Annotated in this window: 11 protein-coding genes; 6 read left to right on the top strand and 5 right to left on the bottom strand. The window is 32.9% G+C overall.

The window, feature by feature from the left end; all coding sequences use genetic code 11:
* Window positions 1-144 precede the first annotated feature (144 nt).
* Window positions 145-1497 carry a UDP-N-acetylmuramate--L-alanine ligase gene (murC, locus tag ABY285_RS04825; protein ID WP_372767587.1) on the top strand — a complete coding sequence of 451 codons (1353 nt, stop codon included), beginning with the start codon at window positions 145-147 and terminating at the stop codon, window positions 1495-1497.
* Here murC and ABY285_RS04820 read toward each other — a convergent pair.
* Both ABY285_RS04820 and trkA read right to left on the bottom strand, forming a co-directional pair.
* Window positions 1494-2993, bottom strand: a complete 1500-nt coding sequence (locus ABY285_RS04820; RefSeq protein ID WP_372767585.1) for a TrkH family potassium uptake protein — start codon at window positions 2991-2993, stop codon at window positions 1494-1496. The two genes, murC and ABY285_RS04820, sit on opposite strands and share 4 nt — an antisense overlap.
* A 2-nt stretch (window positions 2994-2995) precedes the next feature.
* Window positions 2996-4342, bottom strand: coding sequence for a Trk system potassium transporter TrkA (gene trkA / locus ABY285_RS04815; RefSeq protein WP_372767583.1), 1347 nt, complete (start codon window positions 4340-4342; stop codon window positions 2996-2998).
* 55 nt (window positions 4343-4397) lie between these two features.
* Here trkA and radC point away from each other — a divergent pair, with 55 nt between their 5' ends.
* From radC to ABY285_RS04795, 4 genes are all read left to right on the top strand, one after another.
* Window positions 4398-5096: a DNA repair protein RadC gene (gene radC, locus ABY285_RS04810; protein WP_372767581.1), complete on the top strand. Its 699-nt coding sequence runs from the start codon at window positions 4398-4400 to the stop codon at window positions 5094-5096.
* Between the two features lie 71 nt (window positions 5097-5167).
* Complete coding sequence (locus tag ABY285_RS04805; protein ID WP_372767579.1) at window positions 5168-6460, top strand: polysaccharide deacetylase family protein; 1293 nt, start codon at window positions 5168-5170, stop codon at window positions 6458-6460.
* 90 nt (window positions 6461-6550) lie between these two features.
* A complete protein-coding gene (locus ABY285_RS04800) occupies window positions 6551-7234 on the top strand; it encodes a YjjG family noncanonical pyrimidine nucleotidase (protein ID WP_372767577.1) in 684 nt (227 codons plus the stop codon).
* 90 nt (window positions 7235-7324) lie between these two features.
* The gene (locus ABY285_RS04795; RefSeq protein ID WP_372767575.1) at window positions 7325-8221 is read left to right on the top strand and encodes a hypothetical protein; all 897 of its coding nucleotides are present in this window, start codon (window positions 7325-7327) and stop codon (window positions 8219-8221) included.
* A gap of 155 nt (window positions 8222-8376) precedes the next feature.
* On the opposite strand, the gene obgE is transcribed toward ABY285_RS04795, so the two are convergent.
* The 3 genes from obgE to secDF form a co-directional block, all read right to left on the bottom strand.
* Window positions 8377-9369 carry a GTPase ObgE gene (gene obgE / locus ABY285_RS04790; protein ID WP_372767573.1) on the bottom strand — a complete coding sequence of 331 codons (993 nt, stop codon included), beginning with the start codon at window positions 9367-9369 and terminating at the stop codon, window positions 8377-8379.
* A gap of 102 nt (window positions 9370-9471) precedes the next feature.
* Window positions 9472-10587: an adenylate kinase gene (locus tag ABY285_RS04785; RefSeq protein WP_372767571.1), complete on the bottom strand. Its 1116-nt coding sequence runs from the start codon at window positions 10585-10587 to the stop codon at window positions 9472-9474.
* A gap of 133 nt (window positions 10588-10720) precedes the next feature.
* Window positions 10721-13717, bottom strand: a complete 2997-nt coding sequence (secDF, locus tag ABY285_RS04780; RefSeq protein WP_372767569.1) for a protein translocase subunit SecDF — start codon at window positions 13715-13717, stop codon at window positions 10721-10723.
* A 169-nt stretch (window positions 13718-13886) separates the two neighbouring features.
* Here secDF and ABY285_RS04775 point away from each other — a divergent pair, with 169 nt between their 5' ends.
* The gene (locus ABY285_RS04775; protein WP_372767567.1) at window positions 13887-15563 is read left to right on the top strand and encodes a formate--tetrahydrofolate ligase; all 1677 of its coding nucleotides are present in this window, start codon (window positions 13887-13889) and stop codon (window positions 15561-15563) included.
* Window positions 15564-15728 lie beyond the last annotated feature (165 nt).

The raw sequence follows: 15728 nt of genomic DNA, 5'->3' as shown, positions 1-15728 counted from the left end.
AAGTACTTTACTTATTTCAAATTTCATCAATTTTCCCAACAAAATTGCGTGCTATGTGATAAGTTATTAACATAGTTGTTAAAAGAATCATTGATTGTTTCTTTTTAATAGTTTCCTTACATTTGAAATCCTAAAATTATTTAAATGAACATTCATTTTATTGCAATTGGTGGAAGCGCCATGCACAATTTGGCATTGGCTTTACATCAAAAAGGAGATATAGTAACAGGCAGCGATGATGCTGTTTTTGAACCCTCAAAAACCAGATTAAAGGAAAAAGGGTTGTTGCCGGAAGAAGAGGGCTGGTTTGTAGAAAAAATCACTCCCAATTTAGATGCCATAATTCTTGGAATGCATGCAAAAGCTGATAATCCTGAATTGATGGAAGCGAAAAGGTTGGAACTTAAAATATATTCTTATCCTGAATTTTTATTTGAACAATCAAAAGATAAAACGCGTGTCGTTATTGGTGGATCTCATGGGAAAACCACCATTACCTCTATGATTTTGCATGTGCTCAACTATCACCAAATTGCCGTTGATTTTATGGTTGGCGCTCAGCTGGAAGGTTTTGACACCATGGTGCATTTAACTTCCGAAAATGAATTTATGGTGCTGGAAGGCGATGAGTATTTATCGAGTCCCATAGATATGCGCCCAAAATTTCATTTATACAAACCCAATATTGCGTTGTTAAGCGGTATTGCCTGGGATCACATTAATGTTTTCCCAACCTATAAAAATTACGTTGAGCAGTTTTCTATTTTTGTCAATTCAATTACCAATGGCGGTATTATGGTGTACAATGAAGAAGATGAAGAGGTGAAAAGGGTAGTGGAACAAGCCACAAGTCCGATTCAAAAATATCCGTACGAAACGCCAAATTTCAGAATTGAAAATGGCACTACATTTATTGAAACTTCTTTGGGTGAAATGCCTTTGGAAATTTTCGGGAAACACAATTTACAAAATTTGGCTGGCGCAAAGTGGATTTGCCAGCACATGGGTGTTGATGAAGCTGATTTTTATGAAGCCATTGTAAGTTTTAAAGGGGCAAGCAAGCGTTTAGAAAAAATTGCAGAAAGCGAATCAACAGTAGTTTTTAAAGATTTTGCCCACTCACCAAGTAAAGTTGAGGCCACCACAAATGCGGTTAAAAACCAGTATGCCAATAAAAAATTATTGGCTTGTTTGGAATTGCACACTTACAGCAGTTTAAATGCCGAATTTTTAAAAGAGTATAAGGGCGCTTTAAAATTTGCTGATAAAGCCGTGGTTTTTTATTCTCCCCACGCCGTTGAAATAAAACGATTGGAGAAAATTACTGAACAGCAAATTAAAGATGCATTTGAGCGCGACGATTTAATTGTTTACACCAATCCAACTGAATTCAAAGCTTTTTTGTTCAGCCAAAATTTTGAAAATACCGTTGTTTTGTTAATGAGTTCAGGCAATTACGGCGGGTTGGATTTTGATAAATTTAAAGCGCTAATTTAATTTTTTCTCCAGAAGAATGGCGTAAATAATATCAACACCGTAAATAACTCCAGCCTTCCAATTAACATTAAAAATGAACAAATCCATTTTGCGCCAACGGATAAATGTGCATAATTATCAACCGGACTTAAAGATCCAATTGCAGGACCAATATTTCCTAAAGAAGATGCCGTAGCACCAATTGCCGATAAAAAATCTAGTCCAAAAAAGGTTAATACGATTGCGCTAAGTATAAAAATCAACATATATAATACAAAAAAGGGCAAAATATTATAAATAATATGCTTCGGAACTCCAATTCCGTTATATCGAACCGGAATAATGGCATTTGGATGTAATAATTTTTTAAATTCAAAAATGGTATTTTTTATCATGATCACATGACGAACAATCTTTATTCCACCACTGGTTGATCCTGCAGAACCACCAATTAAAAACAAGGAAAATATGAGCATAGTAGCAAAGGAATTCCACATCGTGAAATCGGCAGATACAAAGCCAGTTGTTGTTAATATGGATGTAACTTGAAAAGCCGCATGCCTGAATGCACTTTCGGTTTCACCCCAAGGTTTTGGAAAATCAATCCCAGAGACCAAATTTGGATCTTGAAAATTTACAATGATAACAGTTATTAAAATAGTTAAACCTATTGTTCCAATAAAGTAATACTTAAATTCCTCGTTATTAAAAACTTTGCTTATTCTTCCTTTTAAAGCAAAGTAAGTTAATACAAAATTTGTTCCTGCAATAAACATAAACAGGGTTATAATGTATTGTATTATAGGATAACCATTCCAATAGGCAACACTTGCGTTTTTTGTTGAAAACCCCCCGGTACTCATTGTTGCCATGGCATGATTAATGGCATCAAACCAAGTCATACCGGCAATTTTAAGCATAAAGAATTCAGTAATAGTCAATAAAAAATAAATGATCCAAAGTCTTTTTGCAGTTTCTGTTATTCTTGGATGCATTTTGTCTGCAGATGGTCCGGGAGCTTCAGCCATAAAAAGCTGCATTCCTCCAATGCCTAACATGGGTAAAATAGCGACTGTTAAAACAATAATTCCCATACCGCCAATCCAATGTGTTGCACTTCGCCAAAATAATATCCCTTTTGGCATGGATTCAATATCGGTTAAAATAGAGGCTCCAGTTGTAGAATATCCCGAAATAGTTTCGAAAAAAGCATTGGTATAAATGGGTATGGTATCTGTAAAAACATATGGTAAAGTTCCTGTAACAGTCAGCATTAACCATCCTAATGTTACAATGAGATATCCTTCTTTTTTTCCAAGATTTTTTTTTGCATTTCTATTAAAAAACCACAGCAAAAAACCAATTGCAATAGTTGTAATTCCGGCCAGTAAAATATCCCATTTTTGGGGTTCATTATAATAAATACTAAAAGGCACAGCAAATAACATAAATACCCCATTTAGCATAGAGGTTAATCCTAGGAAACTAATTATTAGCTTGATATTGAGATATTTCATTATTAGTTAAATAATTTTTCAACACTACGGATAGCTTCCGGCAAACAAAACACAACTGCTTTATCACCGGCTAATATTTGAAAATCACCAAAGGTCATATGTGCTATTCCATTTCTGATTACGCCACCAAAAACAGCTTTTTTAGTTAAGTTTATATCCTTTATCAGATTTTTTGTAACCAAAGAATTTTCTTTTACTCTAAATTCTAATACTTCAGCATCAACATTGTGCAGGTTTGCAAGTTTTAATACTTCACCTTTACGAACATATTTAAAAATGGCGCTTGCCGCCAATAATTTTTTATTAATTAAAGTATCAATGCCAATGGTTTGAGAAATATTGATATAATCCATATTTTCAACCAGAGCAATTGTTTTTTTAACGCCTTTTGATTTTGCAACTAAGCAGGACATAATATTGGTTTCTGAATTTCCTGTAACGGCAACAAAAGCATCCATTTGTGAAATATTTTCTTCCTCCAGCAACTCAACAATTCTACCGTCTCCCCAAATAATTAAAGCACCTGGTAATTTTTCAGCAATCTCTTTAGCCCTTTCTTTATCAATTTCAATTAGCTTAATATTAAATTTATTGTCACATAAATTTCTCGCAGCTTTTATACCAATTTTACCACCACCTAAAATCATAACGTCTTTTACGCCAAAAGGCTTTTTCCCCATAAGCTTATAGAGTTTTTTTATGCTTTCTTTGGGAGCCGAGAAATAAATTTGGTCCTTGGGGCGATAAACCGAATTTCCTCTTGGAATTATAGTTTCACTGCTGTTTTCCGGCTTAATGGCAATTGTAATAAATTCAACATCTGAAAAACGCTTGCGAGCTTCCTGAACTGTTAAATTTATTAAAGGAGATTTATAGTCTAATGTACTTCCCAAAATATTTAAGGTTCCGTTCTCAAATTCAATGGTGTCATTAAATGCCGATTGGCTTAATAACATTTTAATCTCATCAGCAGCCAATTCACCAGGGGAAATCATACTGTCAATTCCTATTTCGGCAAAGTCAATTTCAGAATTTTGAGTAAATTCATGATTTGATATTCGTGCAATTGTTTTTTTAGCACCCAATTTTTTTGCCAAAACAGCTAAGGTAAAATTCGTGTTTTGGGACTCCGTTACCGCTAAAAAAATATCAGCTTTATGAATGTTAACTTCTTTTAAAAGTTTTATTGAAGTCGCATCTCCTTTTCTGGTGATAACGTCTATATGATTACTTGCATACTCAAGTTTTTCGGCGTTAAGATCAATCAAATAAATGTCTTGAGATTCGAAAGAAAGTAGTTTTGCCAAATGGAAACCAACATCTCCAGCACCGGCAATAATAATTTTCATACACAGAATATTTGACGCAAAGATATTACTCTTATATTTGATAAAAAAATTGTTTATGAATTACGAGAATAAATCCGTTTCTATAAAGTCCTGGGCTGAAGATGACAGACCAAGAGAAAAATTAGTACTAAAAGGAAAATCAGCATTGTCAGATGCTGAATTGATTGCAATTTTAATAGGTTCGGGGAGCAGAAATGAAAGTGCCGTTGACCTATCTAAAAGAATTTTAAATTCAATAGACAATAATTTAAACAAGCTTGGGAAATTATCAGTTTTGGATTTGCAAAAATTTAAGGGAATTGGTGATGCTAAAGCCATTTCTATTATCACTGCCTTGGAACTCGGTCGCAGAAGAAGGATTGAAGAAGCATTGGAATTACCTCAAATTAATAGTAGCGAAGCCATTTTTAATTTGATGCAGCCTTTCATTGGAGAACTTCAGCACGAGGAATTTTGGATTGTTTATTTAAATAATTCCAATAAAGTTTTGCATAAAGAACAATTAAGCAAAGGCGGATTAACAGGTACTTTTGTAGATGTTAGATTGGTATTTAAAAAAGCGATTGAACTGTTTTCAACGGCTATAATTTTGTGTCACAATCATCCTTCCGGTAAATTGCAACCGAGCCAGGCAGATAAATCCATAACCAATAAATTGAAACTGGCCGGAGAAACGCTTGATATAAAAGTGTTGGATCATCTCATTATAACAGAAAATGCGTATTTTAGCTTTGCCGATCAAAATATAATGTGAGGTAAGATTTTCGACTTATGGACATAGAATTTCACAAAGGACAGGCAATTGAACTTAACTAAAAAAAGGGAATGTTACTCATTTATACACATAAAATCACACCAAGACTTAACTACATCTTTAAACATTTTTTTGGCAGAATACTTAAAATTCCCGTAACATTTACTACCAAAGTTAATGAATTTGTGGCACATAACGGGCCAAAAATAACTTATTCAAAAGCACCTTTGGGTTCTGAATTTTTCATTAGAAGCCACGATTTGTTATTTGAGCAGGGTATTAATGATATTGACATCAAGATTCATAACTGGGAAGAGATTCCGTGTTTTTTTCCTGCAGGGGAATCTTCAACAATTCCATTTGATATTTTTGCGGCAAGTTTTTATTTAATAAGCAGGTATGAAGAGTATTTGCCACATGTAAGAGATGTGCATGAACGATTTACAGTAGCCGAAAGTTTGGCCTTTAAAAATGGATTTCTGGAAAAACCAGTGGTTGATATTTGGGCTTTTAAGTTTTTGGAACTGTTAAAAATTAAATTTCCAAATTATAATTATATCACAAGAGAATTTAAGTCAATATCAGCAATTAATGTAAATGTGGCTTTCATTTATAAGCATAAAGGTTTAGTGAGAACAGTTGGTGGTTCCTTAAGGGATTTATTGAGTTTACAATTTATACATTTTCGGAACAGAATGTTAACTGTTTTGAATTTCAAAACAGATCCTTATAACACTTTTTCAACGTTGTTGAAAATTAAAAATGAGTTTAAGGTGGATACGATTTTTTTCTTTTTAATCGGGGATTATACTACTTTCGATAAAAATGTTTCATCTTCAAATATCAATCTTAAATCATTAATAAAATCGGTTGCCGATTATTCAAAGGTTGGTTTACTATTCTCCTATTTTACTTTTAATGATGCAGTAATGTTGAAAAAGGAAAAATTAAGATTAGAAAACATTATCAATAGGCCGATAACCTGTTCGAGCCAGCATTATTTGCGTTTAAGTTTGCCTGAGACTTATCAAAATTTAATAGATTTAGATTTGAAGGAAGATTATACAATGGGCTTTGAAAAATCCGTTGGTTTTAGGGCAAGCACTTGCTCGCCATTTTATTTTTATGATTTAGATTTTGAAAGTCAGACACCCTTAAAAATATTTCCTTATGCGGTCATGGATGTTACTTTAAAAGAGCATATGGAACTTTCAAATGCAGAAAGTTTGGCGAAGATTTTGGAATTAAAAAATGAAGTGCAAAAAGTGAACGGAACATTTATCTCGGTTTTTCATAATGATACTTTATGTGAAAATGAGTATTGGAATGGGTGGACCAATATTTATAAAGCAACCGTAATTTAAGAAGTAGCCCAATTCTTCAATTTTCAGGAAAAAGATGTTCATTATTGTTTAATTTTAAAAGCAATTTAAGTAAATTGTCCAAAAAAATAAATGAAACACATTAAGCACATATTCTTCGATTTGGATCACACGCTGTGGGATTTCGAAACAAATTCTAATATTGCATTTGAAACTATTTTTAAAAAACATAAAGTAAAAGTTGAACTTCAGAAGTTTTTGAATTATTATAGGGGAATTAATGAGGATTATTGGAAATTATACCGTGATGAAAAAATATCAAAAGAAGAACTTAGATTAGGCAGGTTAAAAGATACTTTTGTAAAATTAAATCATAAGGTTGATATTCAATTAATCGAAGATTTATCAATAGGCTATATTGATGTACTTCCTAACAATAATCAATTATTTGAAGGCACTCACGAAATTTTAGAACATTTGTATGTGAATTATAAACTGCATATTATTACCAACGGATTTAACGAAGTACAGTCTAAAAAGATAAAAAATTCAGGGCTTAATAAATATTTTGATAAAATAATCACTTCTGAAGATGCTGGTGTAAAAAAACCAAATCGTGTAATTTTTGAATATGCTTTGGCCTTGACAAATGCAGTTTCCGAAGAATCTATGATGATTGGCGACAATTGGGAAGCCGATATTATGGGCGCTAAAGATGCAGGCTTCGATGTTATTTTCTGTAATTTTAACGAACAACCTGTTTCTGAAAATATTAAATCGATTACTAATTTAGTTGAAATAAAACACTATTTATAAACTTTGACAGCAGTAACTTTTTTTAAAATAACAAGTTAAGTCAGTACATTTACAAAAATAGGATGCTTCCGATTTTAAAATATTATAATTATGAATAAATTATTTTCAACCTGTTTTTTATTTTTACTGCTTAGCAGTTCGATTAGTTATGCGCAAAAAAGCATCAATTCGTATAAATATATTTTAGTGCCAAAACAATTTGAATTTCAAAAATCATCAGATCAGTATCAGCTGAATTCGCTCACTAAATTTTTATTTGAACGTGCTGGTTTTACTGTATTTTTCATGGATGATACTTTACCGGATGATTTGGCCAATAATAGATGTTTGACATTAAACGTTTCCGTAAATGATATCCCAAGTTTATTAAGTACAAAACTTAGAATTGATTTATCAGATTGTTATAATCAAGTGGTTTTTTCAACCGAAGAAGGAAAGTCGAGAGAAAAGAATTATAAAATGGCATATCACGAAGCCCTAAGAAATGCATTTGTTGACCTTGAAGATTTGAAATATGCGTATGATGGTACTTTAGCTGCCGATGAAAAAGTTAATACAGAAAAGAAGGTGAAAATTCAGAAACCTGCAGTAAAGAAAATTGTGCCTATAGTTGCTGTAAAGGAAGTTCAGGAGGTAAAGGATATTCCACCTATGGAAGTGGCAAAACAAATTGTTGTTAAAGAGACGAATGAAGCTAAAAATGAGCCGGTAAAATCATTCGTTAGTCCTGTAGTTAATTTAATTGAAGGCAAATATTTTGTCGATAAATGGGGTGAATGTGAAATTTCGGCCAAGGAAGGTTATTACGCTTTTGCTGGTGGTGATGAAAAATTTGAATTTGCGGTCATTTATAAAACATCTATTCCCAATTTATTTATTATAAAATGGGCAGCTTTTAAACAACCTCGGTTGCTTGAATTGGACTTGCAAGGCAATTTAAAAGTGGAAGATGAAACTGGTGATAAAATATATAAAAGAGTGGAATAGCACTGTCATTTTGCAAAATAAGGTCGATTGTAAGAATGATTATCATAATTAAAAAAGGAGTGGTGTTTTGACACCACTCCTTTTTTAATGAAATATTTTAGGTGACTTTATGCATTGGCATATTACCCAAACTGTTTAAATAGTAGCAACCTAATTTAATCGTTAAGCATTTTCCATAAGGTGTCTTTTAATTCCATTAGGCCTTGTTGGGCAATCGATGAAATAAAAAGGGTTTTAATTCCTTTAGGTAATTCCTTGATAATTTCTTCTTTTAATTCATCATCCAATAAATCGGATTTTGAAATTGCAAGCACCCTGTTTTTATCCAGCAATTCAGGATTGTGTTGTTTTAATTCATTCAATAAAATAGTATATTCTTTTTGAATATCGTCAGAATCGGCAGGAATTAAAAACAATAAAATAGAATTTCTTTCAATATGGCGTAAAAATCGATGTCCCAAGCCTTTTCCTTCTGCAGCACCTTCAATTATCCCTGGGATATCAGCCATTACAAATGTTTGAAAATCACGATATTCCACAATACCCAAATTGGGTTTTAATGTAGTAAAAGGATAATCAGCAATTTTAGGCTTAGCGGCTGTAAGAACAGAAAGTAGCGTAGATTTTCCAGCATTTGGAAAACCAACCAAACCAACATCAGCCAATATCTTTAATTCTAATTGAAACCAGCCTTCTTTCATATCAATACCTGGCTGTGCGAATCTTGGAGTTTGACGTGTTGACGATCTGAAATTCCAGTTTCCCAATCCGCCCATTCCACCTTCAAGTAAATGCTGCTCTGGGTTTTCATGCGTAATTTCAAATAAAATTTCCTGTGTTTCCCCATCTCTAATAATGGTTCCCATAGGAACTTCAATATAAACATCTTTACCGTCTTTTCCGGTACTTCGCTGCTTACTGCCATCGCCACCGTGGTCGGCTTTGAAGTGTTTTTTAAATTTTAGCGGAAAAAGTGTCCACATGTTTTTATTTCCACGAACAACAATATGTCCGCCGCGACCGCCGTCTCCACCATCCGGCCCACCTTTATCAATATATTTTTCCCTGTGTAAATGTGTGGAACCACGCCCTCCTTTGCCGGAAGAGGCGTAAACTTTTACATAATCAACAAAATTTTCTTCAGTCATTTTCGTATAAAATTGTTTACCCAAGTTTGGGTTTAAGCGCGCAAAGGTACAATTTTGAAAGTGAAAATTTAACTCTTTGTCAATTTACCAAAAAATATTTTTCTATAATTGATCAATTATTTCCGATAATCGTTTGGTAATATCATCAATGGTTCCTACGCCGTTTGCACCAAAATATTTACCTTGAAGTTGGTAATAATCCTTTAAAACTGCCGTTTTTGTATTGTATTCGTTAAATCGATTTCGAATTTTACTTTCGTCCTGATCATCGATTCTTCCGCTAATTTTACCGCGTTCCAACAAGCGAGTAACCAATAAATTTTCAGGTACTTCCAATGCAACCATGCCACTAATGAGTTCCCCTTTTTCTTCTAAAAATTTGTCTAAAGCCTTTGCTTGGGATTTAGTGCGCGGAAATCCGTCAAATATAAACCCGTTTGCATTTGGATTTTTATCAACTTCAGCCTTCAGCATATCGATAGTGACTTTATCAGGAACCAAATCACCATTTTCCATAAAGGATTTTGCCAATATTCCAAGTTCTGTTTTGTTATTGATATTGGAACGGAAAACGTCACCTGTTGAAATATGGATAAGTTTGTATTTTTCTTTAAGCATATCTGCTTGCGTTCCTTTTCCTGCGCCCGGAGGCCCGAATAAAACAATGTTTTTCATTTTTGGGGGGGTGGTAAGTTGATAAATATTGGCAAGATTTCTGCCTAAGCCATCATAATCTAAACCGTAACCGATTATAAATTTATCTGGAATTGAAATTCCGATATAATCTATTTGCAATTCTTTTTTAAACACATCTGGTTTAAAAAATAAGGTGGCTATTTTAAGTTGTTTTAATTTTCTATCACTAAATATGTCATAAATTTCCTGAAGCGTATTTCCTGTGTCAATAATATCTTCTAAAATAATAACTGTTTTCCCTTCCAAATCTTCGTTTAAACCCACTAACTGTTTTATTTTTCCAGTAGAACTAGTGCCTTCATAAGAAGCCAATTTTACAAATGAAACGGTACAGTTGTAGTTGTATTTACGAACCAAATCGGCAACAAACATGAATGAACCATTTAATATTCCGATAAAAACCGGTGTTTCGCCTTTACAGTCTTCAGTAATTTGTTCAACCATTGAATCTATGGCTTCAGCAATTTTTTCTTTTGATATGTATTTTTTAAAATAGGTATTGTGTAATTTAATAATGCTCATTTTTATGCTTTGTTACAAATTTAACAATCAATAAATAATATTAGCCCTTAATTCTGTTTTATTTGCTAATTTGAAATACAAAAACCGTTTTGACTACTCAAAACGGTTTTGCAGTTTGTAGTTGAAATAGGTATTATTTTGTAGTTTTTACTTTATCTAATTTTTTAGTGGTATCATACAATATTGGAGAGGCAATAAACCAAGAAGAATAAGTACCAACGCCAATACCAATAATTAATGCGAACATAAATCCTTTTATGGAATCTCCTCCAAATATAAATATGGCAATCAATACCAGTAATGTAGTTAATGAAGTATTTATCGTTCTACCCATTGTACTATTTAAACCGGTATTTATAACCTTATAAAAAGTCCAAGAAGTATGTGTTTTGGAGAACTCACGAATTCTGTCATAAACAATAACCGTATCATTTATTGAATATCCTAAAACTGTTAATATGGCGGCAATAAAAGATTGTCCAATCTCCATATCAAAAGGTAATATTTTATAAAATATAGAAAATACACCAAATACAATAAGCACATCATGAAATAATGCAACAATAGCGCCTAAACTGTATTGCCATTTTCTAAATCGCACTAAAATATAAAGGAATATAACTAAGAGTGACCCTAAAATAGCCCAACCTGCAGCCGTTTTAATATCATCGGCAATGGTTGGCTCAACTTTTATGGAACTTAAAATACCAATTGATTTTGCGCCATCGTAACCTGGTTTAAATTCTTCTAAAGTAAGTGCGGCTGGGTTATATGGTTTTAAACCTGTATATAATAAATTTTGTACTTCATCATCAATTTCCTTGTCTTCTAATTCGATTTTATATTTGGTGGTAATTTTTAATTGACTCACATCACCGTAGGTTTTCACCTCCGGAGCATCACCAAATACGTCTTTTAATGAAACAGCCACATCTGTAGCGCTCATTGCTCTATCGAATTTTACAACATATGATCTACCACCAACAAAATCAACTCCGTAGTTTAAACTGTTAGTATATAATGAATAAATACTAAATAAAATTAAAACACCTGAAAATATATAAGCTGGCTTTCTTAATTTCAAAAAATCCACATTAATTTTGGTAAACCATTTTTTTGTGATGTTTGTATTAAATGTGAATGTTTTTCCTTTGTTCGCATACCAATCAATTAACAAACGAGTTATAAAAATTGCGGTAAACAAAGAAGTTATTATACCTACAATAAAGGTGTAAGCAAATCCTTTTACCGGGCCTGTTCCAAAAACATACAAAATGATACCTGTTAATAATGAAGTAACGTTGGCATCTAAAATGGCTGAAAATGCACCGTCATAACTAAATCCGTATTTTATGGATGCCTTAAGGCCTTTTCCATGACTCAATTCCTCTTTAATCCTTTCATATATAATTACGTTGGCGTCAACCGCGATACCTATAGTTAAAATGATACCTGCAATTCCGGGTAAAGTTAAAACTGCTCCGAATGCTGTTAAAACACCAAAAATAAATAAAAGGTTTACAATTAAAGCAAAATCAGCTATTATACCTGCTTTACCGTAATAAAAAATCATCCAGGCAAAAACAATGAGCAATGCTAAAAAGAAAGAGGACATACTGCTGTCAATAGCTTGTTGCCCTAATGATGGACCAACAATTTCAGATTGAATAATATGTGCTGCAGCCGGTAATTTACCTGCTTTTAATACGTTAGCAATATCCTGGGCTTCTTCAACTGTCATACTTCCGCCAGAAATAGAAGTTCTTCCATTTAAAATGGCCGTATTCACTGAAGGCGCAGTATAAACATAATCATCTAAGACAACAGCAACAAATTTGCCTACATTGTCTGTAGTCATTTTTCCCCAAAGTTTTGTTCCAGATGCATTCATGGTCATACTAACTTCAGGAGCACTAGTTTGCCCGTACTCTTGACTTGCATCTTCAATTACATCGCCTTCAATTGGCGCAATGTCTTCACGATTAGATTTAATCCCGTATAAATAAATTAACTCGGTATTTTCATTGGTACCAGTTGCCGTTGCAGAAAATGGTTTTGCATCCCAAAGAAATTTAGCATACTTCATTTCATTAGGAAGTAATGATCTAATTTCTGACATGGCTAAATAGTCATTTACCTTGGCTGTATCAGCTACTTTAGCAGTTCCTATTACTGAGGATACTTGGTTTTCGGACTGAGGGACACTTGGTGTAAAAACAGAGAATAAATTATTCGTTTTTTTAGTCGCTAAGGAATCAGAAACAGCTCCCAATAAATCATCGATATTTTCTTTTACAGCTGTAGTGTCTAATTTAGTATCTTCTTTTAATAAATTTTCAACAACTGAGTTGGCTTGAAAAAAGAAATTTGCAGTTTCTTGATTTGAATATACTTCCCAGAACTCTAATTCAGCTGTGCTTTGCAATAATTTTTTAACACGGTCAATATCTTTTGCTCCTGGCAATTCAATTAAAATACGTCCTGAATTTCCAATTCTTTGAATGTTTGGCTGTGTAACACCAAATTTATCGATACGACTTCTTAAAACTTCAAAAGCAGTATTGATGGAACCTGAAATTTCAGCTTCAATAATTGGTTTTACTTCTTCATCCGTTAATTTAAAGTTTATTTTTTCACGTAACGATTTGTTTCCAAAAATACTTGGGTCACTTAATTTAACCTTTCCGTCACTTAATTCTTTAAATTCGATAAAAAATAAATTTAAAAAGGTGTCATCACTACTTTTTTGGGCTTCAGAGGCTTTTGCCAACGCTTCATTAAACGTTGGGTTTTTTGAATTGTTTGACAATCCAATTAGAATATCCTTAACAGAAACTTGTAAAATAGCATTAATACCGCCTTTAAGGTCTAATCCTAAGTTTAGTTGTTTGTCTTTAATTTCATTATAGCTAAATTGTGCAAAACCTATATCTATAACTGGATAATTTGCAATAGAGTCTAAATATGCCCTTTCTAATCTGGCTATTTCTCTACCGTCTTCAGATTTAGATTCTGCGTAAACTTTTGCTTTATTTTCAACACCATTGGAAAACCAAGTAAATGATAGTTGATATAAACTTACTAATCCGAATAGAATAGCGAATAACTTTATAAGTCCTTTGTTTTGCATCTTAAATTTATTTTATAAAAAATTCATTTGTAATTAACGTGCAAATATATAATTTCAAATAGGAACTGACAATTCTTTTTTTCTTTTATTATAGGTAATTTACCATATCCATATTTATGACTATTTTGAACAATGAATTTTATATATTTGTTACAAAATTTTTAAAAAAATGAAACATTTATCAGATATAGAAATAGCGCAGCAAAAAAAATTATTACATATAAAAGAAATTGCTGCCAAGTTAGGAATTGATGAAGACGATATGGAAATGTATGGTAAATACAAGGCCAAGCTGCCTTTAAGTTTTATTGATGAAGAAAAAATCAAAAAGAATAATTTGATTTTGGTTACAGCGATTACCCCAACACCGGCAGGGGAAGGAAAAACAACTGTTTCTATAGGGTTAACGGAAGGATTGAATAAAATTGGAAAACAAGCTATGGTGGTACTTCGGGAGCCATCACTAGGACCTGTTTTTGGAATTAAAGGTGGAGCCGCCGGTGGCGGTTATTCACAAGTAGTTCCAATGGAAGATATAAATCTTCATTTTACAGGTGATTTTAATGCCGTGGAAAAGGCAAATAATTTATTGTCGGCATTAATCGACAATAATCTACAAAGCAAAACAAACAATCTTAAACTTGATGCAAGAACTGTGGTTTGGAAACGCGTTATTGATATGAACGATAGGGCTTTGCGTAATATAGTTATTGGGCTTGGAGGCACAGTGAACGGAATTCCCAGAGAAGATGGGTTTAACATTACTCCGGCTTCTGAAGTGATGGCCATTTTATGTATGGCAACCAATTTTGAAAATTTAAAAAAGCGTTTGGGAGATATTTTTATTGGATTTACATTCGACAATAAGCCAATTTTTGCTCGTGATTTAAAAGCCGAGAATGCAATGGCAATTTTGTTGAGAGATGCAATTAAGCCCAACTTGGTGCAAACACTGGAAGAAAACCCAGCCATTATTCATGGCGGACCGTTTGCGAATATTGCTCAGGGAACCAATACCATTATTGCTACTAAAATGGGACTTTCTTTGTCAAATTATGTAGTTACCGAGGCGGGTTTTGGCGCTGATTTAGGCGCTGAAAAATTTTTAAACATCAAATGTGTAGCTGCTAATTTAAGTCCAAAAGCGATTGTGCTGGTTGCTACAATCAGGGCATTACGTCACCATGGTGGTGCGAAAAAAGAGGAGTACAATACGCCAAATCTTGAATTTGTAAAAAAAGGTTTTTGTAACCTGGAAAAACATATCGAAAACATTAGAAAATTTAATATTGAGCCTGTTGTCGCAATTAACGCTTTTATAAGTGACTCTAAAGAAGAGGTGGATTATGTTATTGATAAATGTACTGCATTAGGTGTTCAGGCGGTTGTTTCTGAAGGTTGGGCAAAAGGAGGAAGCGGAACTGTAAAATTAGCGGAAGCCGTTGTAAAAGTGGTTGAAGTTAATCTATCGGAATTTAAACCATTATATGATTGGAATACACCGGTAAGAGAAAAAATTGAAAAAATTGCCAAAGAAATTTATGGTGCTGATGGCGTTGATTTTGAAAAAAAGGCATTGTTAAATTTAAAAAGAATTGATAGGCTCGACCTTAATAATTTACCTATTTGTATGGCTAAAACCCAAAAATCATTTACGGATAATGAAACCATTTTGGGAAGACCAAAAGGATTTACTGTAACGGTTCGGGAAATTGAAATTTCTTCTGGTGCCGGATTTATAGTTCCAATTTTGGGTGAAATGATGCGGATGCCTGGGTTGCCTGGAGTTCCTGCTTCTGAAGGTATGACCATTGACAATAATGGCGTAATTTCGGGATTGTCGTAATTATTTTATAAATAAATTATAAATCGAAGATGGATTTAATGAAGGTTTGCTCTTTTATGAGTAAACCTTTTTTATTTAAAATTATTAATGTCTTATAAAAAATAAAAATAGCTAATTTCGTTTTTTATCTATTTGATTTTTAATTGATTACTATTTTTTGTTTTA

It is taken from the genome of Lutibacter sp. (genome assembly GCF_041555395.1).
Classification (GTDB): domain Bacteria; phylum Bacteroidota; class Bacteroidia; order Flavobacteriales; family Flavobacteriaceae; genus Lutibacter.
The sequence above is the reverse complement of the archived record's forward strand: the minus strand, read 5'-3'. Positions and strand labels throughout refer to the sequence as shown.

Bases quoted from the DNA above. Each gene is read 5' to 3' on its own strand.
- ABY285_RS04800 (WP_372767577.1), top strand. From the start codon at position 6,551: ATGAAACACATTAAGCACATATTCTTCGATTTGGATCACACGCTGTGG.
- trkA (WP_372767583.1), bottom strand. From the start codon at position 4,342: ATGAAAATTATTATTGCCGGTGCTGGAGATGTTGGTTTCCATTTGGCA.
- secDF (WP_372767569.1), bottom strand. From the start codon at position 13,717: ATGCAAAACAAAGGACTTATAAAGTTATTCGCTATTCTATTCGGATTA.
- murC (WP_372767587.1), top strand. From the start codon at position 145: ATGAACATTCATTTTATTGCAATTGGTGGAAGCGCCATGCACAATTTG.
- ABY285_RS04785 (WP_372767571.1), bottom strand. From the start codon at position 10,587: ATGAGCATTATTAAATTACACAATACCTATTTTAAAAAATACATATCA.
- ABY285_RS04820 (WP_372767585.1), bottom strand. From the start codon at position 2,993: ATGAAATATCTCAATATCAAGCTAATAATTAGTTTCCTAGGATTAACC.
- radC (WP_372767581.1), top strand. From the start codon at position 4,398: ATGAATTACGAGAATAAATCCGTTTCTATAAAGTCCTGGGCTGAAGAT.
- ABY285_RS04775 (WP_372767567.1), top strand. From the start codon at position 13,887: ATGAAACATTTATCAGATATAGAAATAGCGCAGCAAAAAAAATTATTA.
- obgE (WP_372767573.1), bottom strand. From the start codon at position 9,369: ATGACTGAAGAAAATTTTGTTGATTATGTAAAAGTTTACGCCTCTTCC.
- ABY285_RS04805 (WP_372767579.1), top strand. From the start codon at position 5,168: ATGTTACTCATTTATACACATAAAATCACACCAAGACTTAACTACATC.
- ABY285_RS04795 (WP_372767575.1), top strand. From the start codon at position 7,325: ATGAATAAATTATTTTCAACCTGTTTTTTATTTTTACTGCTTAGCAGT.